The sequence below is a fragment of the Streptomyces sp. WAC05374 genome (genome assembly GCF_004353505.1).
Lineage (GTDB): Bacteria > Actinomycetota > Actinomycetes > Streptomycetales > Streptomycetaceae > Streptomyces.
Genome location: NZ_SMNQ01000002.1, coordinates 175,641 through 196,283, shown reverse-complemented (window position 1 = coordinate 196,283; position 20,643 = coordinate 175,641). Strand labels below are relative to the sequence as shown.

Sequence of the window (20,643 nt, the reverse complement as noted above, 5' to 3'; positions counted from 1 at the left end):
GTCAGGTGCCGGTGTGCCGGGGCGCCGAGTTGACGTAGGGTCGCCTGAGACCGCGCTGGGGAGCGCGAAGGGCCGTCTACGGGGAGGGACCGGACGTATGGCAGGGCACATCGGCCGTCGGTTGCGCAAGGGAGCCACCAGTACGGCGGTGGCAGCGGCGGCGGTGGCGGCGCTCTCCGCCTCACAGGCACCCGGCGTGACGCCCTCGGGCGGCGACCAGCAGCTCTCCGACACGACGCCACCGCCCACGGCCGACGGCTCGGCGACCGGCAACTCCCCGTACTACACCGATCTGCCGCCGCTCAACACCCCCGCCAAGCCCGGCGGTTCCCCGGACGCGCCCGTCGTCACCGGCCCGGCGGAAGCGGGCATACCCGCGACCGTGCTCGCCGCCTACAAGCAGGCCGAGCAGCACCTGAAGACCAACGACCCCGGCTGCAACCTCCCCTGGCAGCTCCTGGCCGGCATCGGCAAGGTCGAGTCCGGCCAGGCGCGCGGCGGCCGGGTCGACGCGAACGGCACGACCTTCTCGCCGATCCTCGGCCCCGTCCTCAACGGCGTCGGCTTCGCCAACATCTCCGACACCGACAAGGGCGCCTACGACGGCGACCGGACGCACGACCGGGCAGTCGGCCCCATGCAGTTCATCCCCTCCACCTGGGCGAGCTGGGGCCAGGACGCCAACGGTGACGGGCGCAAGGACCCGAACAACATCTACGACGCCGCACAGGCGGCCGGCATGTACCTGTGCGCCAACAACCGCGACCTCGCGGTCAAGGCGGACCTCGACAAGGCGATCCTCAGCTACAACCGCTCGACGGAGTACCTGCGCACCGTTCTGTCCTGGTTCGAGTACTACAAGAGCAACAGCCACCAGGTGCCCGACGGCACCGGGGTCCTGCCCGTCGACCGCAGCGACAACGGGACCGGCCGGACCGGCACGACCACGCCGACCCCGACGCCCACCCCCACCCCGACCCCGCCCCCGTCGGTCACGCCCACCCCCACGCCCCCGGCGACCGCGAAGCCCACGCCCACGCCGACCCCCAAGCCCCCGACGACGTCCCCCACCCCGACGCCGACGCCGACGCCGCCCCAGACGCCGACGCCCACCCCGACCCCGCCCTCGGCCACCGTCACGCGCCTCACGGCCGCGGGCACCGGGCCGCTGACCGCGACGGCCGGCACGCAGTTCGCCGAACGCCCCGCCGCCACCGCGCTCAACGCGACGGGCAAGCCGGTGGCCAGGGTCGCCGTGAAGTTCACCCTCGTCGGCGAGACCGACTCCCGCTTCCCGGACGGCGCCACCGGCGTCACCGTCCTCACGGGCACCGACGGCACCGCCACCGCCCCCGCGCTCCAGGCGGGCGAGCGGACCGGCGAGTTCACCGTCCGGGCCACCGTCGTGGGCCGCACGGTCACCCCGCTCGACCGCACCGCCACCGTCACCGCCCGCCAGGCCGACGCCCTCACCAGGACGGACGACAAGGCGCTGACGGCCGCGCCCGGCACCGAGTTCGCCGACCAGGTCCAGGTGAAGGCGACGTACAAGGGCGCCGCCGCCTCCGGCGTCGAGGTGACCGCCACCATGATCAAGGCGGCGGACGACGCGACCGTCACCGACCAGGGGCCCTTCTTCAAGGACGGGCAGGGCAACCCGCTCCGCACCCTGGAGGGCCTCAGGACCGACGCGAACGGCATGCTCACCCTGCCGAAGGTCTACGCCGACGGCCGGACCGGCACGTTCCTCCTGCGCCTCACCACCACCGGCGGCGCGACCCTGACCGTCGAGCTCACGGTCGCCTGACGGCCCACCGCACACCGCACGCACCGCCCCGCCGGCCACCGGCGGGGCGGTGCCGTGTGTTCTCATCTCGCAACGCGGTTGCTACGGTGCCAGCCACCTGACGGAGCATCAGACAGGGAGGCCGGTCCATGCGCGCCCTCATAGCCGCCGCCCTGGGGCTCGTCCCCGTCCTGCTCCTGATGCTGCTGCTGGCCGTCACCGACCCCGCGCCCGAGGGCCACACCTCACCCGAGCCGCTCCTCACCACGGTCCCCGGACCCAAGAAGTAGGAGGGCGACCGCCATGCGCCGCCGAGCCGGCCTCGTCCTCCTCTCCCTCGCGGTCTTCTTCACCGCCATGGCACCCACCCTGCGCTGGTACGCCTTCCCGCGGCTGGCGAAGATCCCGGCCGGCCAGTACCAGGAGATGGTCCTGGAGGCGAAACCGGCGACCCTCCTGGCGTACGACACCATGAAGGCCGAGCGGGTCGACAAGGTCACCATCGTCCAGACCCTCAAGGGCAACGTCGAGGAGTCCCGGCGCATCGAACGCGACGCGGGCCGCGACGTCGTCGTCTGGGACACCCTCTCCCACGTCGTCGGCCCCGACGGCGCGATGGTGTCCCAGATCCCCGAGCGCTACATCTTCGACGCCCACACCCAGCAACCCGTCCACGCCACCGGCGAATCGGTCGACGGCGACCCGGTCCGGCGCGAGGGCATCGAGTTCAAATGGCCCTTCCTCACCGAGAAGCGGGACTACACCTACTTCGACGCCCAGACCCGCACCTCCGCGCCCATCCACTACAAGGGCACCCGCACCTTCCGCGGCCTGGAGGTGTACTACTTCGAGCAGACCATCCCCTGGACCAAGGTGCCCTACCCCAGGAGAATGCCGCTCCCGGGCATCGACGCCACGACGCTCGAAGAGCGGACCGGCACCACCCGCTGGTACACCACCACGCGCATGTTCTGGGTGGAACCGGTCACCGGAGCCCCCGTCAACGGCGAGGAGATCCACCGGGAGGAGCTGCGCGGCGGCACCCTGCTGGGCGGACGCGCCAAGGTCACCGCCTTCGCCGGCCACGTCAGGATGCGCCAGGACTACCTGGAGCACACCGTCGACCTGGTGCGCTCACAGCGCCGCCTGGTGCTGCTGATGACGTCGTACCTCCCCTGGAGCTTCGTCCTCCTCGGTACGGGGCTGGCGGCGCTGTCCCTGTGGCTGGAGGCCCGCGCACGCCACCGCCCGGCCGTCACCGGCGCGCGTTCGTCCGCCGGGTCGGCTCCGCCGTCGCCGGGTCCTCCGGCCACGGATGCCTCGGGTACCGGCCGCGCAGCTCCGCGCGTACGGAGCGGTAACCGTCGCGCCAGAAGGACGCCAGGTCCGCCGTGACGGCAGCCGGGCGCCCGGCCGGGGACAGCAGGTGCACCAGCACGGGAACGCCCGCTATGGAGGGCGTTTCCGACAGGCCGAACATCTCCTGGAGCTTCACCGCCAGTACGGGCTGCTCGCCGCCGTACTCGACCCGCACGCGCGACCCGCTCGGCACCTCGATCCGCTCCGGAGCCAGCTCCTCGAGCCGGGCCGCCTCGCCCGTGGACCACGGCAGCAGCCGCCGAAGGGCCTGCCCCGCGTCGATCCGCCCCAGGTCCGCCCGGCGCCGCGCCCGCGACAGCTCCGGCTCCAGCCACTCCCGCGCACGCTCCAGCAGCGCGGCGTCCGACACGTCCGGCCACGGCGCGCCGAGGACCCGGTGCAGGAACGCCAGCCGCTGCCGCAGCTCACCCGACTCCCGCGACCAGCGCAGCAGGGCAGGCCCCTCGCGCCGCAGCCCCTCCAGGAGCGCCTCGCGCACCAGCGCGGGCTCCGGGTCCCTCAGCGGTCGTACGGCCGTCTCGACGGCGCCCAGCCGCTCCACCGACCGGGCGACCACGTCACCGTCCTCCCAGCGCACCTCCTCGCCCGCCACCAGCAGGTGCCGGGCCGCCTCCCGCGCGGTCTCCTCGTCCACCACGGCGGCCAGCCGCACGCGCGCGGAGGCGGCGTGCGACGGCCGGTCCGCCACCGCCACGGCCAGCCAGGGAGCCGCCCGCAGCCGCGACCCCTCCCCGAGCTCCGCGCCCGTACCCGAAGCCATCAGGAAGGCCCCCTCGCCCCTGGCCCGTGCCACCCGCTCGGGGAACGCCAGCGCGGCGACGAACCCGGTCACGGCATCGTCGTACGTCCCGTCGCCCCCTCCGCCGGGCGTGCCGTGCCGTGTCCCGGCCCTCCCGGGGACCGCCTCGTCGTGCGTCCCGCGCCGTCCGCCGGGCGTGCCGTCGTGCGTCCCGCCCCCGCCACCGGCCGCGCCGTCCCTCCGAGCGGCGTGCGCGGGGGCCCGGCCGGGGCCCGTGCCGCCCGCGCCGGCCGCCTCGAGCTGGCCCACCAGCCGCCGGGCCTCCTGGCGCCAGCGCGCCCCGTACGCGTCGCCGCCCCGCCGCGCCGCGCGCCACGCGGCCGACAGGTCGTCGCCGTACTCGCGCGGCGGCTCCTCGCTCAGCAGGGCCACCACCTCGGCGGCGCGCCGCGCACCGACCACCGGCGCCCCGTCCAGCAGTGCCCGGGCCAGCCGGGGGTGGAGTCCCAGCCGGGCCATCCTGCCGCCCCGCTCCGTCACCCGGCCCGCCCCGTCCACGGCGCCGACCGCCGCCAGCACCGACCGGGCGGCGGCCATGGCGCCCGCGGGCGGCGCGTCCAGCAGGGCCAGCCCCGCCGCGTCCGGATCGCCCCAGGCGGCCGCCTGGAGCGCGAACGCGGCCAGGTCGGCCACCTGGATCTCGGGCGCCGGGAAGCTCGGCAGCCGCCCGTCCTCCGCCTCGCTCCAGCACCGGTAGACCGTGCCCGGCGCCTCGCGCCCGGCCCGGCCCGCGCGCTGCCGGGCGGCCGCCCGGGACGCCCGTACCGTCGTCAGCGAGCCGAGGCCCCGCGCGTGGTCCACGCGCGGCTCCCGGGCGAGGCCCGAGTCCACCACCACCCGCACGCCCGGCACGGTCAGGGACGACTCCGCCACCGCCGTCGCCAGCACCACCCGCCGTCCATCAGCGGGCGAGAGCACCGCGTCCTGCACGGCCGCCGGAGCCCGCCCGTGCACTTGGAGAACCTCCGCCCCCACGGACGACAAGAGCCCCGCCACGCGCGCGATCTCGCCCACCCCCTGCAGGAAGCACAGGACGTCGCCCTCGCGCTCCGCCAGGGCCCGCCGCACCACCGCCGCCACGTGCGCCAGCAGCGCCGGGTCCACGCTCATGCCGTGCGGCGGCCGCACCGAGCCCGCCGGGGGAGCCCACACCACCTCCACCGGATGCGCCGTACCCGGTGCCTCCACCACCGGCGCGCCGCCCAGCAGGCGGGCCCAGCCCTCCGCGTCCGTCGTCGCCGAGGCGGCCACCAGCCGCAGCTCCGGCCGCAGGGCGGCCCGGACGTCCAGCAGGAACGCGGCGGCGGTGTCCGCGTCCAGGTGCCGCTCATGGCACTCGTCGAGGATCACCGTGTCCACCCCGGGCAGCTCCTGGTCCCGCTGGAGCCGCTGGAGCAGCACGCCCGTCGTGACCACCTCGACGACCGTCTCGCGCGAGACGACCCGCTCGCCGCGCACCGTGAAGCCCACCCGGCCGCCCACCCGCTCGCCCAGCAGCCACGCCATCCGCCGGGCGGCCGCCCGGGCCGCGATCCGCCGCGGCTCGGCCACCAGCACGCGCGCGCCCCTCTCCGCGAGCACCAGCGGCACCAGGGTCGTCTTGCCGGTCCCGGGCGGCGCGCACAGCACCGCCGCCCCGTGCTCGTCCAGCGCGCCCTCCAGGGCGGGAAGGGCGGCGCGTACGGGCAGCTCCAGCGCCTCGGCACGCATCACGCGCGCTCGCACACGAAGATCGCCGTCCCCGGGATCAGGTTGCCCCGCAGGGGCGACCAGCCGCCCCACTCCTGCGTGTTCCAGGCGGGCCACTCCGGCTCGACGAGGTCCACCAGCCGGAACCCGCCCGCCACGACGTCCCGCACCCGGTCCCCGAGGGTCCGGTGGTGCTCGACGTACACCGCGTCGCCGTTCTCGTCCTGCTCCACGTAGGGCGTGCGGTCGAAGTACGACGCGGACAACGACAGGCCCTCGGGGCCCGGCTCGTCGGGGAAGGCCCACCGGATCGGGTGGGTCACCGAGAACACCCACCGCCCGCCGGGCCGCAGGACCCTGCGCACCTCCCGGAAGACCCGTACCGGATCGGCCACGAAGGGCACCGCCCCGTACGCCGAGCACGCCAGGTCGAAGGAGCCGTCCCGGAAGGGCAGCGCACCGGCGTCCGCCTCCACCAGGGGCACGTCCGCCCCGATCCGCAGGGCGTGCTGGAGCTGCCGGTGGGAGAGGTCCAGCGCGACGGGACGGGCGCCCCGGGCGGCCAGCCAGCGGGAGCACTGGGCGGCGCCCGCGCCGATCTCCAGCACGTCCCGGCCGGCGACGTCCCCCAGGAGGCCCGCCTCGGCCTCGTCCAGCCCCTCCGGGCCCCACACGAAACGGTCGTCCCCGAGGAAGGCCCCGTGCTCGCTCTGGTACTCGTCCGCGTTCCGGTCCCACCACCCCCGGCTCGCCCGGCTGCTCTCCGTGTCACCGGCATGGCGCCGAGTGGCTTCAGGCTCGTACTCTTGGATCATCCCGCCCGCCGTTGTAGGTTGCGCACGGCTCCTCAGGAAGCGGCAGCCGCGGCCACTATGGCCTTGGCAAACTTTAAATGTGCCGGGTATGCGACGTTCTGCCCCGGGTGTGCGCCTTCGCGCATTGACCGTGTCCGGCCGTCCCCGTATGCTAAAGGTTGCGCTGCGGGCCTGCGCGCCTCAGACGGAGCAGGTCGCGCTCGCATCTGTTGTATGTCCCCTCGGTTCTCGAGGCGCCTCCCCTGGCGGGGTAGGGCGCTTCCTTGGCTGTCCGGCTTCTTCAGCTGCGATACGGGCTCTCGGCGTAGCAGTACCTACGACTTCATGTCCGTACCGGAGCCCTTTCCCACATGACGAGCAGCACCGAGACCACCGCCACCACCCCGCAGGTTGCGGTCAACGACATCGGTAACGAGGAAGCCTTCCTCGCCGCGATCGACGAGACGATCAAGTACTTCAACGACGGCGACATCGTCGACGGCGTCATCGTGAAGGTCGACCGGGACGAGGTCCTGCTCGACATCGGTTACAAGACCGAAGGTGTCATCCCGAGCCGCGAGCTCTCGATCAAGCACGACGTCGACCCGAATGAGGTCGTCAAGGTCGGCGACGAGATCGAGGCCCTGGTTCTCCAGAAGGAGGACAAGGAAGGCCGCCTGATCCTCTCGAAGAAGCGCGCCCAGTACGAGCGTGCCTGGGGCACCATCGAGAAGATCAAGGAAGAGGACGGCATCGTCACCGGTACCGTCATCGAGGTCGTCAAGGGTGGTCTCATCCTCGACATCGGCCTCCGTGGCTTCCTGCCGGCGTCCCTCGTCGAGATGCGTCGTGTCCGCGACCTCCAGCCCTACGTGGGCAAGGAGCTCGAGGCGAAGATCATCGAGCTGGACAAGAACCGCAACAACGTGGTCCTGTCCCGCCGTGCCTGGCTCGAGCAGACCCAGTCCGAGGTGCGCCAGACGTTCCTCACCACCCTGCAGAAGGGTCAGGTCCGCTCCGGCGTCGTCTCCTCGATCGTCAACTTCGGTGCCTTCGTGGACCTGGGTGGCGTCGACGGTCTGGTCCACGTCTCCGAGCTGTCCTGGAAGCACATCGACCACCCGTCCGAGGTTGTCGAGGTCGGCCAGGAGGTCACCGTCGAGGTCCTCGACGTCGACATGGACCGCGAGCGTGTCTCCCTGTCGCTGAAGGCGACGCAGGAGGACCCGTGGCAGCAGTTCGCCCGTACGCACCAGATCGGTCAGGTCGTCCCGGGTAAGGTCACCAAGCTGGTTCCGTTCGGTGCGTTCGTCCGCGTGGACGAGGGCATCGAGGGTCTGGTCCACATCTCCGAGCTGGCCGAGCGCCACGTGGAGATCCCGGAGCAGGTCGTCCAGGTCAACGACGAGATCTTCGTCAAGGTCATCGACATCGACCTCGAGCGTCGCCGGATCTCGCTGTCCCTGAAGCAGGCCAACGAGTCCTTCGGTGCCGACCCGGCGTCGGTCGAGTTCGACCCGACCCTGTACGGCATGGCCGCGTCCTACGACGACCAGGGCAACTACATCTACCCCGAGGGCTTCGACCCCGAGACCAACGACTGGCTTGAGGGCTACGAGACCCAGCGCGAGGCGTGGGAGACCCAGTACGCCGAGGCGCAGCAGCGCTTCGAGCAGCACCAGGCCCAGGTCATCAAGTCCCGCGAGGCCGACGAGGCCGCCGCTGCCGAGGGTGGCGCCGCCGCCGCCGCGGCCGGTGCCCCGGCGGGCGTCTCGGGTGGTTCGTACTCCTCGGAGTCGGACGACAACTCCGGCGCCCTGGCGTCGGACGAGGCCCTGGCTGCCCTCCGCGAGAAGCTGGCCGGCGGCCAGAGCTGAACCAGGCTCACCGCTGAACAGCAGCAGTAGCTGACGACTGTGGCCCGTCCCCGAAAGGGGGCGGGCCTCGGTCGTGCGTCGGGGGCCGTTTCCGGGACGCGCGCCGTCGGGCGCGGGCCGTGTCAGCCGGTGAGGGCCGTGCCGTGCGGACTGTGGGCCGTGTCAGCCGGTGACCGGGACGCCCGGCGTGACCAGGGCGCGGCCGCCGGTGCGGGTGTTGTCCGCGTACACCGTCGTCCGGCACGACGACGAGTGGTGGGGCGCGTGGATCGCGTACCGGTTCGGACCCGTCGCGCCGGTCAGGTCCGACCTGTTGGCGCGGAAGACGGTGCCGCAGCCCCAGCCGCTGAGCTGGGTGTGGACCTCGAAGCCGTTGTTGAGGGTGTCCCGTCCGGTGTTGTTCTCGACCAGGACGTCGTTGCCCTTCACGTCGACCCAGGAGTCGTCGTGGTGGACGCCGGTCATGCCGCGGCCCAGGAAGGTGTTGCCGATGATCCTCGCGCCGGTGGTGCCCTCCTTGATGTCGACGCTCTCCCCGCCGACGTCCGGGCCGATGACGTTGTTGAGGATCTGTACGTGGTCACTGCGGTCCGACACGGTGTTGGCCGTGCCCACGTAGATGCCCTCGCCCATGCCGCGGCCGTCGTTGCCGGTGTCGTGGACGCGGGAGTTCTTGATGACCCCGTTGGTGCTGGACTTGCGGAAGTGGACGCCCTCCATGTCCAGGCCGTGGACGGTGACGGAGTCGATGACGACACCGGTGGCGGTGTCGATCATGATGCCCTTCTGGCCGCCGGTGACGGTGATCCCCTTGACGGTCCAGTGGGACGCGCCGTCGAGGTGGAGGCCGTAGCCGCCGCCCGCCGTGAGGACGGCCCGGGAGGAGCCCGTGAGGGTGATCCGGGCGGAGGAGGCCGCGGGGGTGGTGGCCTTGAAGTTGCCGGTGTAGGTGCCGTCGGCGAGGCGGATCGTGTCGCCGGGGCGGGCGTCAGCCAGCGCCGACTTCAGTTGGGCGGCGGTCGCGACGTCGACGACCGCGGCCGGGGTGGCGCCGACGGCGACGGGGGAGGCCCCGGCGGTGGCCGGGCCGAGGAGGGTGAGCCCGGTGGCCAGGGCCGCGGCCAGGAGGCCGGCGAGGGGTGCGGGCCGGGCCGGAAGGGCGCGGGGCGCGGTGCGGCTTCGGGATGCGGGGTCGCGCGGGGCGGGGGTTCGGGTGCGCATGTGGGGGTGCCTTCCCGTGGGGGAGCTCGCGAGGGCAGATGTTCGCGTATGTGTACGCCGGGCGTGATGCTGAACCGGCGCGTTGCTCCGTGACGGTAGGGATGGGGTGTGGGCATGTCAAGGTCTGGACCAAGGCCGCTCGCGGCGCCCCCAGTCGGAACCGGCGCGCGACGGATCATGGCGCTCGGCGGGAATGCCGGTACGGCCTGTGACGTTCTTCCCTAGGAACACGAGGAGGAGCGGTAATCGTGGCTGATCCGCAGGATTTGTACGCATGGGAGCCGAAGGGCCTGGCCGTCGTCGACATGGCGCTGGCACAGGAGTCGGCCGGCCTGGTCATGCTCTACCACTTCGACGGATACATCGACGCGGGTGAGACCGGCGAGCAGATCGTCGACAGCCTGCTGGAATCGCTGCCCCATCAGGTGGTGGCCCGCTTCGACCACGACAGGCTCGTGGACTACCGGGCGCGCCGCCCGCTGCTCACCTTCCGGCGCGACCGCTGGACCGCGTACGAGACCCCCGCCATCGAGGTCCGCCTCCTCCAGGACGCCACCGGCGCGCCCTTCCTGCTGCTGTCGGGGCCGGAGCCGGACGTGGAGTGGGAGCGGTTCGCGGCAGCCGTGCGGCAGATCGTCGAACGGCTCGGGGTGCGGCTGTCGGTCAACTTCCACGGCATCCCCATGGGCGTTCCCCACACCCGGCCCGTCGGCCTCACGCCGCACGGCAACCGCACCGACCTGATGCCGGGGCACCGCAGCCCGTTCGACGAGGCGCAGGTGCCGGGCAGCGCCGAGGCGCTGGTCGAGTACCGGCTGATGGAGGCCGGGCACGACGTCCTCGGGGTCGCCGCGCACGTCCCGCACTACGTGGCCCGGTCCGCCTACCCGGACGCGGCGCTGACCGCCGTGGAGGCGATCACGGCGGCGACCGGTCTCGTCCTGCCCGGGATCGCGCACTCCCTGCGGACGCAGGCGCAGCGGACCCAGACCGAGATCGAGCGCCAGATCGGCGAGGGCGACGAGGAGCTGACCGCGCTCGTCCAGGGGCTGGAGCACCAGTACGACGCGATGGCCGGGGCCGAGACCCGGGGCAGCCTGGTCGCCGAACCGGTGGACCTGCCGTCGGCGGACGAGATCGGCCGCGAGTTCGAGCGCTTCCTCGCCGAGCGGGAGGGCGACCTCTAGGGGCCGTCCGCGGGGCGCGGAGAACAGGCCCTAGGCTTCGGCCCATGCTGAAGGTTGGGTTGACCGGCGGAATCGGCGCCGGAAAGAGCGAGGTGTCGCGGCTGCTCTCCTCCTACGGGGCGGTGATCGTGGACGCCGACAAGATCGCCCGCGAGGTCGTCGAGCCCGGCACGCCCGGGCTCGCGGCCGTCGTGGCGGCGTTCGGTCCGGAGATCCTGACGGCCGAGGGAACGCTCGACCGGCCCCGGCTCGGCTCGATCGTCTTCGCCGATCCGGAGCGGCTGGCCACCCTGAACGGCATCGTCCACCCGCTTGTCGGGGCCCGCTCGGCCGAGCTCGAAGCCGCGGCGGGGCCGGACGCGGTCGTCGTCCACGACGTACCCCTGCTCACGGAGAACGGCCTCGCACCGCTGTACGACCTCGTCGTGGTCGTCGACGCGTCCCCCGGGACACAACTGGACCGGCTGGTACGGCTGCGGGGCATGACGGAGGACGAGGCGCGGGCGAGGATGGCCGCGCAGGCCACCCGTGACCAGCGGCGCGCCGTGGCCGACCTGATCATCGACAACGACGGCCCGCTGGAGAAGCTGGAACCCCAGGTCCGCACCGTGTGGGCACGGCTCACCGAGCGTGCCGCCGCCACCCCGCCGCCGCCCGGCGGAGCGGACGTGTGAGCGGGCCCGGCAGGGGACAGGCGCCGGGACGAGCGGGCGGCGAACGGCTTCCGGCGGCGCTTGGCCGTGCCCGGCGGTGCCCGGACGGATGACCGCCGGTGGCCCCCGGCGGTGCCCGGCGGGACGGCTGCCGGAGGTGTCCGGAGGAATACCGTCCGCGCCCCGCATGTTGAACCGCCGCAGCGAGGGAAGGATGCGAGCGTGCCCGAGACCAACCCGGAGACCCACGTCATCGACTACCGCGCGGCCGAGCAGCTCCTCGCCGCCCGGGACCCGCGCGGGGCCGTGAAGCTGCTCGATTCCGTGATCGCGGCCCACCCCGAGAACACCGCAGCCCGCCTGCTGCGCGCCCGTGCCTTCTTCGCGGCCGCGCAGCTCCGTCCGGCGGAGCTGGAGTTCGAGCTGGTGCTGGAGCGCGAGCCGGACAACGCGTTCGCGCACTTCGCGCTCGCCCGCACGTTCCAGCGCTCCGGCCGCCCGGAGCAGGCCAAGCGGCACTTCCGCCTCGCCGCCGCTCTGGACCCCAAGCCGGAGTACCTGGAGGCGGCGCGCTTCCCGGTCGAGTTCCCGGCCGACCTCCCCACCGAGGAATAGCCCGTAGCCCCGCCCGGCCCCCTGTCGGCGGTGTTCGCGCAGGTCGGGCTGGTTGTCAGTGCGGCCCCGTAACGTCGTTGACGCAAGCTGACACGGGGGAAGGGCACGACGATGGGATTCACCTCGGCCTGGGCGATCACGGCACACACGGACGATGTCATGGCCGGTCTGCGGGCGCGGGTGCTGCCGCTGATAGAGCGCCACCGCCGGCTCCCGGAGGTCCGGCGGGCCTGGCTGGCCTGGTGCGCCGACCCGCTGCCGGACCACCGGGACTGGGACGAGCTGTGGGGGGTGCCGGAGAAGGGGCAGGCGATCGGCTCGTTCCTCCGCCTCACGTCCGAGGCCCCGCTGGACTACCTCCACTGCTCCCACGACCCCCACTCGTCCGACGACCCTCACTCGTCCGACGACCCTCACTCGTCCGACGACCCCCGCTCCTCCCAGGACGGCTCGGCCGGCTGCTCCGACGACACGGAGGTCCACCTGTACGACCTCTGGGAGACCTCGGCCGAGGAGGTCCGGCCGTACCTGGGCTTCTACCGCAAGGACTACGCCGTGAGCGCGCTGTTCCACGCGATAGGGCCCGAGCGGGCCGCCCTGCTGCCCGGCTGGTGCGGGGACTTCGCGCTGACGGCCGAGGAGGTGCGGCGCAGCCTGCCCGCCGTCGAGCGGGCTCTCGGGCTCACCCCCCTGGAGCGGGTGGCGGCCGAGGAGCGGATATGGCTGGACGCCGGGCCGGACGACGAGCCGGTGCTGGACGGGCCGCTGCGCTGCTGGCGCGAGGCCGCCGAGGCGGGCCTGGGGCTCCTGGGCGCCCACGTCCACCTGTACTGAGCACAGAGGGGGCGCACGGGCCGCGGCGGTGGACTAGGGCGTGTCGTCCGGTTCGTACGGGGGGATGTCGCGGCCCGGCTGGTAGTGCGGGCCCTGGCGGATGTGGCGCACGATGACCGCGAGGTCGACGAGGACGACCACGGCCAGCAGCCCGCAGGCCACCGCCCAGCCGGTGCGGCCCGCCAGGGCGAAGGCCGCGGTCCCGGCGCCCGCCCAGATCAGGCCCCACACGGCCAGCCAGAAGCGGATCCGCAGGGGACTGCGCGCGGTTCTCGGTTCACTGCCCGTACGCATGCCGATCGTTCTCCCACCCGATGTGTACCCGCCAGGGACCGTTCGATCCAGGCCAACGGCGTGCCGGACGGGAACGGGCCCGCACGGCCGGCCGTTCAGGTCGCATGGGCGGACGGACACGCGAGGGACACCGTGGCACGGGCCCGGGGGCGATCACCCCGGACGGTTGTGCCGTCGACCTGTACAGCAGGCTCGTCGCGGGCGCCGAGCCCGGCATCGTCGCCGCCGCCGTGCCGGCGCGGGCGACCCTGCTCGAACTCGGCAGCGGGGCGGGCCGGATGACCCGGCCGCTGGCCGATCACGGCCTGGTGGTGACGGCCGTGGACGAGTCGGCCGAGATGCTGGCACGGGTCCGTGAGCGGGTGCCCGGCATCAGGACCGTGCAGAGCCCGATCGAGACGCTGGACCTGGAAGAGCGGTTCGACGTCGTGCTGCTGGCGTCGTTCCTGGTGCACACGGCCGACCTGCGGGTGCGGGACGGGCTGCTCGCGGCCTGCCGCCGGCACGTCGAGGACGACGGGTGCGTGCTGATCCAGCGCGAGGGCCTGGACTGGCACACCCGGGTGCCGCGTGAGCGCGTGGACCCCTCCGGCTGCACGGTGCGGATCGCGTCGGCGGAACCGGTCGGGGACGGCGTGAACGCGGTGGTGGCCGAGTACGTCTTCCCGGACGCCCGCTGGACGCAGACGTTCCGGTCGCGGCCGCTGACGAAGGAGGAGTTCGAAGGCAGCCTGGACCGGGCCGGTCTCGCCGTAGAGACGTATCTGACGGACGACGGCACCTGGGTGCGGGCACGGCCGAAGGACCGATGAGTTTCGCGCGGCCCCCCGGTCCACCTCCATGACACTCGCGCAACGCCCCCAGGAGGAGACCGACATGACCGCCCCCGCCGCCCCCGCCACCACCACCCCCGTCCTGAGCCGCCGCGCCGACATCGGGGTGTGGGTGCTCCAGATCGTCCTCGCGCTCTTCTTCGCGATACCGAGCGCCGCCCCGAAGCTCGTCGGTCACTCGTCGGCGGCGGAGGCGTTCGACACGATCGGCTTCGGCGACTGGTTCATGTACCTGGTGGGCGCGCTGGAACTGGCCGGGGCCATCGCGCTGGTGGTCCCCGTCCTGTCCGGCGTGTCGGCGCTGGCGCTGATCGGCCTGATGGCCGGCGCGCTCCTGGCGCAACTGGTCTTCCTGGGCGCGGAGTACTGGTTCACACCGGTCATCTTCGCCCTGCTGCTGGCCGTCGTCGCACGGCACCGCCGCCACCACACCGCCCGCCTCCTGGAGTTGCTCCGCGCCGCACGGTGAGCCGCGAGCACGGCGGAGGAGGGCCTTTGCGCCGCGCCGGACGGAACGGTACGAGTGAGTCACCACGACGAAAGGACCCCGATGCGACCGGTGTGCAGGACCAGGCAGGGCGCGGTACGCGGCACCGTCTCGGCCGACGGGACCGCCTCCTTCCTCGGCATCCCGTACGCCGCACCGCCGTTCGGCGCCCTCCGCTTCCGGCCGCCGGCCGAGCCGGCCGCGTGGAGCGGCACCCGGGACGCGACGGCACACGGCCCCACCCCGCCCAAGGCGCCCTACGCCCCGCCGTTCGACGCGCTCATCCCGGAGGTGACGATTCCGGGCGAGGACCACCTCAACCTCAACGTGTGGACGCCCTCGCCCGGGCCCGGCGCCCGGCTGCCCGTCATGGTGTGGCTCCACGGCGGCGCCTTCACCAACGGGGCGGCGTCCTCGTCCGCGTACGACGGCAGCGCCTTCGCCCGGGACGGCGTGGTGTTCGTGTCGCTCAACTACCGCCTGGGCGCGGACGGTTTCCTGCATCTCGACGGCGTCCCGGACAACCGGGGCCTGCTGGACCAGATGGCGGCGCTGGAGTGGATACGCGACAACATCGCCGCTTTCGGTGGCGACCCCGACCGGATCACCCTCTTCGGCGAGTCGGCCGGCGCGATCAGCATCGGCGTCCTGCTGTCCCAGGCGCGGGCGCGCGGCCTGTTCCACCGCGCCATCCTCCAGAGCGGGGCGGCGCACCACTTCCTCCGCCCCGCGTCGGCCCGCCGGATCACCGCCCGCCTCGCCGAGAAGCTCGCGATCGCGCCGACGGCCGACGCCTTCGCCGCCGTACCGCTCGACCGGCTCGTCACCGCGCAGGCCGAACTGCGCAAGGAGATCGGCTCCCGCCCCGACCCCGCCGTATGGGGCGAGGCGGCACTCAACGCCATGCCCTTCGAGCCGGTCATCGAGGGCCCTGCGCTCCCGGGGCCCGACTGCGGCGTCGACCTCCTGATCGGCAGCAACCGCGAGGAGTACCGGCTCTTCCTCGTCCCCACCGAGCGGCTGCACCGCCTGCCGGAGGCGAAACTGCGCGCCACCGCCGAGGCCTACGGCCTGGACCCGGACAAGGCCCTGCCCGTCTACCGGGACGCGCGGCCCGGCGCCGTGCCGGGGGAGGTCTTCGACGCCATGGTGACCGACTGGTTCTACCGGATACCGGCCATCCGGCTGGCCGAGTCGGTGCCGGGGTCGTACATGTACGAGTTCGCCCGGCGCTCCTCCGCCTTCGACGGCCGGCTCGGCGCCTGCCACGGCGGCGAGCTGGCCTACGTCTTCGACCTGCTCGACGACCCGGCACACGCCCCGGTGATCGGCGACGACCCGGCGCAGTCCGTGGCGGACGCGATGCACGGGGCGTGGGTGGCGTTCGCGACGACGGGCGACCCGGGCTGGGCCGCGTACGACCTCCACCGCCGGGCCACCATGATCTTCGACGATGCCCGCCCGGGCGTGGTGGACGACCCGCGAGGGGCGGAGCGCGCCCTGTGGGAGGGCGTGCGCTGACCGCGCTCGGGCCGATTGTCAGACCCTCGCCGTAAGGTCGTAGATCCACGACACGACCAGCGTGAGGGGAGGCGACCGGCCATGGGACAGGTCCCGCTGCACACCTGTGCCGCCGTCTTCCTCCCGGCCGCGCTGCCCCGCGAGGGCCGCGTCGCCTTCTGGTCGCCGGACGGCCGCCCCCTGCCCCCGGGCCCGGCGCACGATCCGTCCCCGGGTGCCGCGGGCCCCGCCCGGCAGGGCGACGCCGACGGCGGCACGATCACGGTGGTGCGGGCGCACGGGGCGGGCGTCAGGAGCCGGACCGTCCCGGCGGTGCTGGTGCCCGTCGCCGACGCCCTGCCCGTGCTGGTCGCCGCGCGGCACGACCCGGCCGCCCACCCGGCCACCGCCTGCTGGGGCGCGGCCGCCCTGCACGCCCTCCACCTGGCCGGGCGCGGCCGGCTCCTGCCCGGGCTCACCGCCGACGACCGGGACGCCTGGCGGGCCGGGCCCCTGGACGCCGACGACATCGCCCACCTGCGGGCGGTCGCGGCGGCGATGCCGTACGAGGCCCATGCCGTGCCCGTCGCCGGCCTTCGCCCGCTCCGGCTTCCGGAGCCGGAGGCGCTGGTGCGGGCGTTCCTCGACGCGGTCGCCGACACCCTGCCCCGCACACCGGCCGCCGCCTACGCCGCCGGGGCGCCCTTCGCGGCCCGCGCGCCGCAGCACCTGCCACGCGCGCGTGCCTGGGCCGCCGAGACGGCCGCGGGCATGGACGCCGGCGTCCGTGTCTCCCTCCGCCTCGACCTGTCCGGGTACGAGCTGTTCGACACCGTCCACCAGGGCGGCGAGGAGCGGCAGGCCGCCGCCGCGCTGGTCCAGGTGCACAGCCTCGCCGACCCCACCCTCGTCGTCGACGCGGCCGCGCTGTGGGCGGGCGACGGCCCCGAGCACTTCGGGCCGCGCGCCCGCATCGACGCCGTACTGGCGCTGCGGCGCGCGGCCCGCGTCTGGCCCCCGCTCACCCGGCTGCTGGAGCGGGACGTCCCCGACGTCCTGTCGCTCACCGAGGACGAGCTGTACGAACTGCTCGGCCCCGCCGCGACCCGGCTCGGCGCGGCCGGCGTGACCGTGCACTGGCCCAGGGAACTGGCCCGGTCCCTCACCGCCACCGCCGTCGTCCGGCCCGCGCCCGGCTCGGCCACCGACGGCACCGCGTTCTTCGACAGCGAGGAACTGCTGAGGTTCAACTGGCAGCTCGCGCTGGACGGCGACCCGCTGACCGAGCGCGAGATGGACGCCCTCGCCGAGGCGCACCGCCCTGTCGTGCGGCTGCGCGACCAGTGGGTGGTCGTCGACCCCGCGCTCGTGCGCAAGGCGCGCAAGCGGGAGCTGGGCCTGCTGGAGCCGGCCGACGCGCTCGCGGTCGCCCTCACCGGCACCGCCGACGTGGACGGCGAGACGGTCGAGGCCGTCCCGACCGGCGCGCTCGCCGCCCTGCGCGACCGGCTCACCGCGGGCGCGGGCACCGTCGCCCCGCCGCCCGGCCTGAACGCCACTTTGCGCGACTACCAACTGCGCGGGCTCGCCTGGCTGGACCAGATGACGTCCCTCGGCCTCGGCGGCTGCCTCGCGGACGACATGGGCCTCGGCAAGACCGTCACCCTCATCGCCCTCCACCTGCGCCGCGCCCGCCGCGCCCCCACCCTCGTCGTCTGCCCGGCGTCCCTGCTCGGCAACTGGCAGCGCGAGATCGCCCGGTTCGCCCCCGGCGTCCCCGTGCGCCGCTTCCACGGCACCGACCGCACCCTGGACGGCCTCGACGGAGGCTTCGTCCTGACCACCTACGGCACCATGCGCACCAGCGCCGAGCGGCTGGCCGCCCATGAGTGGGGAATGGTCGTCGCCGACGAGGCCCAGCACGTCAAGAACCCGTTCTCCGCCACGGCCAGGGCACTGCGCACCATCCCCGCGCCCGCGCGCGTCGCGCTCACCGGCACCCCCGTCGAGAACAACCTCTCCGAGCTGTGGGCCCTGCTCGACTGGACCACCCCGGGGCTCCTCGGCCCGCTCAAGGCGTTCCGCTCCCGCCACGCGCGCGCCGTCGAGAACGCCGAACAGATCGAGAACGACGAGGCGGTCGAACGGCTGGCCCGGCTGGTGCGCCCCTTCCTGCTGCGCCGCAAGAAGTCCGACCCGGGCATCGTCCCCGAGCTGCCGCCCAAGACCGAGTCCGACCACCCCGTGCCGCTCACCCGCGAACAGGCGTCGCTGTACGAGGCGGTGGTGCGCGAGACCATGGCGCAGATCGAGGGCGCCGAGGGCATCGCGCGCCGAGGGCTCGTGATGAAGCTGCTGACGTCCCTGAAGCAGATCTGCAACCACCCCGCCCAGTACCTGAAGGAGGAGCCGGCCCGGCTGGCCGGCCGCTCCGGGAAACTTGCCCTCCTCGACGAACTCCTCGACACGATCCTGTCCGAGGAGGGTTCCGTCCTGCTGTTCACCCAGTACGTGACCATGGCGCGGCTCCTCACCGCGCACCTGGCGGCCCGCGCCATCCCCTCCCAACTGCTGCACGGTGGGACGCCGGTGGCGGAGCGGGAGCGCATGGTGGACCGGTTCCAGTCCGGCGAGGTCCCGGTGTTCGTCCTGTCCCTCAAGGCCGCGGGCACCGGGCTCAACCTCACCAGGGCCGGGCATGTCGTGCACTACGACCGCTGGTGGAACCCGGCCGTCGAGGAGCAGGCCACCGACCGCGCGTACCGCATCGGACAGACCCAGCCGGTCCAGGTCCACCGGCTGATCGCCGAGGGCACGGTGGAGGACCGCATCGCCGAGATGCTGCTGGCCAAGCGCGCCCTGGCGGACGCGGTCCTGGGCTCCGGTGAGGCCGCACTCACCGAGCTGACCGACCGCGAACTGGCCGACCTCGTCTCCCTGAGGAGGCAGTCATGACCCCCCACCCGGACCGCCCCGGTGGCTCCGATTCGCACCGGGACCCGCGCCTCGGCTCCGACCCGCGCCCGCACCCCGGCCCGGACCCGGACCGCCCCGGCGGCTCCGATCCGCACCGGGACCCGCGCCTCGGCTCCGACCCGCGCCCGCACCCCGGCCCGGACCCGGACCGCCCCGGTGGCTCCGACCCGTCCCCGGACCCGCGCACGGGCTCCCCTCCGTACCCCGGCTCCCACCAGGGCTCCGGTTCCGGCCGTCCAGGCCCGGGGGGCGGCCTCCCGCGCGGGGCCGGCCCCGCCTCCCGGCGCCGCCCCGGCACGCGGCGCGTGCCGCTGCACGACGACCGTCGCCGCGCGTTCCCGCAGCTTGCGCCCGCACAGGGCGCGGACGGGAGGTTCGCGGCCACCTGGTGGGGCAACGCCTGGGTGGAGGCGCTGGAGGACACCGCCCTGGACCCGGCGCGCCTCGCGCGCGGGCGGGCGTACGCCGCCACCGGGCACGTCGACGCGATCACCGTGACGCCGGGCCGGATCGTGGCGTACGTCCACGGCAGCCGTCCCCGCCCGTACCGCACGGAGATCCGGCTGCGGGTCCTCGGCGACGACGACTGGGAGCGGTTCCTGGACGCCGCCGCCGCGCGGCCGGACCACATCGCCGCCCTCCTCGACAAGGACGTGCCGCACGCCCTGGCGGCGGCGGTGGACCTGCTGCCCGGCCCCGGCGACCTGATCCCCGACTGCTCCTGCCCCGACCACGGCTACCCGTGCAAGCACGCGGCGGCCCTGTGCTACCAGGCGGCGCGGCTCCTCGACGAGGACCCGTTCGTCCTGTTCCTGATGCGCGGCCGGGGAGAGCAGGAGATCCTCGCGGCGCTCGGCCGGCGCAACGCCGCCCACGAAGCGGCCGAGACCACCGCCGCGCCGCCGCCCATGCCCACCGTGCCCGCCCGCGCCGCCGTCTCCTCGCCGCCCGCCGCGCCCCTGCCGCACCCGTTGCCGGCCCCGGACCGGCCCGGCCGCCCGCCCCTCTACCCCGAGGACCCGGACGCCCCGGACCCGCTGGCCCTCGAGATGCTGGCCACCGAGGCGGCCGCCCGGGCGCACACCTTCCTGACCACGGGGCACGACCCGGTCGCCGCCCTCACCCCCTGGCAGGACGCCGTCCGCCTCGCGGCCGCCCACCCGGGCTCCGGCCTGACCGCCTCCACCCGCGCCCTGTACCGGGACCTGGCCGCCGCCCTGAACCGCACGCCCGCGGACCTGGCCCGCGCCGTCGCCGCCTGGCGCCAGGGCGGACAGGCCGGGCTCGCCGTCCTGGAGGAGCCCTGGGACCCGCCGGCCGGCCCGTTCGACCGTGCCCGCCCGGCCCTGATCGCCGCCGACCTCCCGCACTTCCGCCCCTGGCGCAACCGCCTCTCCACCCGCTCCCTGCAACTGCGTTACGGCCGCGACGGGCTGTGGTACGGGTACGAATCCGACCCCGACCGCGAGGACTGGTGGCCCAGGGGCACCCCGGACGCGGACCCGGTCGGAGCGCTCACCGACCTGCTGGAGCGCTGATCGGTACGCTGCCCCGGTGCGCGGCGCGCGTACCTCCGGGCGAACCGGCGCCTCCGGGCGCCAGGGCGAACCGGCGTCAGTGCCTCCTGGCGCCGGGGCAGACGGGCGTCAAGACGGACGGCCGGAGGCCGAGTTGGCGGCGCCGGCCGACGGTCAGGGGGACGCCCGGTAAAGGGCCTG

The 20,643-nt window shown here is 74.3% G+C and carries 16 protein-coding genes and 1 pseudogene; 13 read left to right on the top strand and 4 right to left on the bottom strand.

Annotated elements, in window-relative coordinates; translation table 11 throughout:
- The first annotated feature begins 97 nt into the window (after nt 1–97).
- From E2B92_RS05910 to E2B92_RS05900, 3 genes and pseudogenes are all read left to right on the top strand, one after another.
- Nucleotides 98–1,807, top strand: a complete 1,710-nt coding sequence (locus E2B92_RS05910; protein ID WP_133087413.1) for a lytic transglycosylase domain-containing protein — start codon at nt 98–100, stop codon at nt 1,805–1,807.
- A gap of 128 nt (nt 1,808–1,935) precedes the next feature.
- Nucleotides 1,936–2,076, top strand: a complete 141-nt coding sequence (locus tag E2B92_RS05905; protein WP_126888932.1) for an SPW_0924 family protein — start codon at nt 1,936–1,938, stop codon at nt 2,074–2,076.
- A 13-nt stretch (nt 2,077–2,089) separates the two neighbouring features.
- Nucleotides 2,090–3,052 (top strand): annotated as a pseudogene (locus tag E2B92_RS05900) (DUF3068 domain-containing protein); the annotation flags it as partial.
- Here E2B92_RS05900 and E2B92_RS05895 read toward each other — a convergent pair.
- Entirely contained in the window at nt 3,042–5,678 is a 2,637-nt protein-coding gene (locus E2B92_RS05895) for an ATP-dependent RNA helicase (RefSeq protein ID WP_126888936.1), read from the bottom strand. The pseudogene E2B92_RS05900 and the gene E2B92_RS05895 overlap by 11 nt on opposite strands.
- Nucleotides 5,675–6,469 (bottom strand): class I SAM-dependent methyltransferase, encoded by a 795-nt coding sequence (locus tag E2B92_RS05890; protein WP_126888933.1) that lies wholly within the window; start codon nt 6,467–6,469, stop codon nt 5,675–5,677. The genes E2B92_RS05895 and E2B92_RS05890 overlap by 4 nt, the downstream gene beginning before the upstream one ends.
- Nucleotides 6,470–6,819: 350 nt before the next feature.
- Between E2B92_RS05890 and rpsA the strand changes: the two genes are divergently transcribed.
- Nucleotides 6,820–8,325 carry a 30S ribosomal protein S1 gene (gene rpsA / locus E2B92_RS05880; RefSeq protein ID WP_126888935.1) on the top strand — a complete coding sequence of 502 codons (1,506 nt, stop codon included), beginning with the start codon at nt 6,820–6,822 and terminating at the stop codon, nt 8,323–8,325.
- Between the two features lie 162 nt (nt 8,326–8,487).
- Here the strand turns inward: rpsA and E2B92_RS05875 are convergent, their stop codons facing one another.
- On the bottom strand, nt 8,488–9,546 hold the full coding sequence (locus tag E2B92_RS05875; RefSeq protein WP_133087412.1) for a right-handed parallel beta-helix repeat-containing protein: 1,059 nt from the start codon (nt 9,544–9,546) through the stop codon (nt 8,488–8,490).
- A 248-nt stretch (nt 9,547–9,794) separates the two neighbouring features.
- On the opposite strand from E2B92_RS05875, the gene E2B92_RS05870 reads away from it, so the two are divergent.
- The 4 genes from E2B92_RS05870 (at nt 9,795) to E2B92_RS05855 (ending at nt 12,835) form a co-directional block, all read left to right on the top strand.
- The gene (locus tag E2B92_RS05870; RefSeq protein WP_126889456.1) at nt 9,795–10,733 is read left to right on the top strand and encodes a PAC2 family protein; all 939 of its coding nucleotides are present in this window, start codon (nt 9,795–9,797) and stop codon (nt 10,731–10,733) included.
- A 44-nt stretch (nt 10,734–10,777) separates the two neighbouring features.
- On the top strand, nt 10,778–11,407 hold the full coding sequence (gene coaE / locus E2B92_RS05865) for a dephospho-CoA kinase (RefSeq protein ID WP_133087411.1): 630 nt from the start codon (nt 10,778–10,780) through the stop codon (nt 11,405–11,407).
- 201 nt (nt 11,408–11,608) lie between these two features.
- Nucleotides 11,609–12,001, top strand: a complete 393-nt coding sequence (locus E2B92_RS05860) for a tetratricopeptide repeat protein (protein ID WP_126889454.1) — start codon at nt 11,609–11,611, stop codon at nt 11,999–12,001.
- Nucleotides 12,002–12,112: 111 nt separating this feature from the next.
- Entirely contained in the window at nt 12,113–12,835 is a 723-nt protein-coding gene (locus tag E2B92_RS05855; RefSeq protein ID WP_126889453.1) for a hypothetical protein, read from the top strand.
- A gap of 33 nt (nt 12,836–12,868) precedes the next feature.
- On the opposite strand, the gene E2B92_RS05850 is transcribed toward E2B92_RS05855, so the two are convergent.
- Nucleotides 12,869–13,129, bottom strand: a complete 261-nt coding sequence (locus E2B92_RS05850) for a DUF6343 family protein (protein ID WP_126889452.1) — start codon at nt 13,127–13,129, stop codon at nt 12,869–12,871.
- Between the two features lie 104 nt (nt 13,130–13,233).
- Here E2B92_RS05850 and E2B92_RS05845 point away from each other — a divergent pair, with 104 nt between their 5' ends.
- The 5 genes from E2B92_RS05845 (at nt 13,234) to E2B92_RS05825 (ending at nt 20,463) form a co-directional block, all read left to right on the top strand.
- Nucleotides 13,234–13,941, top strand: a complete 708-nt coding sequence (locus E2B92_RS05845) for a class I SAM-dependent methyltransferase (RefSeq protein WP_133087410.1) — start codon at nt 13,234–13,236, stop codon at nt 13,939–13,941.
- A gap of 64 nt (nt 13,942–14,005) precedes the next feature.
- Complete coding sequence (locus tag E2B92_RS05840) at nt 14,006–14,431, top strand: DoxX family protein (RefSeq protein WP_133087409.1); 426 nt, start codon at nt 14,006–14,008, stop codon at nt 14,429–14,431.
- Nucleotides 14,432–14,512: 81 nt separating this feature from the next.
- Nucleotides 14,513–15,970 carry a carboxylesterase/lipase family protein gene (locus tag E2B92_RS05835; RefSeq protein WP_126888325.1) on the top strand — a complete coding sequence of 486 codons (1,458 nt, stop codon included), beginning with the start codon at nt 14,513–14,515 and terminating at the stop codon, nt 15,968–15,970.
- A gap of 81 nt (nt 15,971–16,051) precedes the next feature.
- A complete protein-coding gene (locus E2B92_RS05830) occupies nt 16,052–18,904 on the top strand; it encodes a DEAD/DEAH box helicase (RefSeq protein ID WP_126888326.1) in 2,853 nt (950 codons plus the stop codon).
- The gene (locus tag E2B92_RS05825) at nt 18,901–20,463 is read left to right on the top strand and encodes an SWIM zinc finger family protein (RefSeq protein ID WP_235023706.1); all 1,563 of its coding nucleotides are present in this window, start codon (nt 18,901–18,903) and stop codon (nt 20,461–20,463) included. Before E2B92_RS05830 ends, E2B92_RS05825 begins: the two co-directional genes overlap by 4 nt.
- Nucleotides 20,464–20,643: the final 180 nt, after the last annotated feature.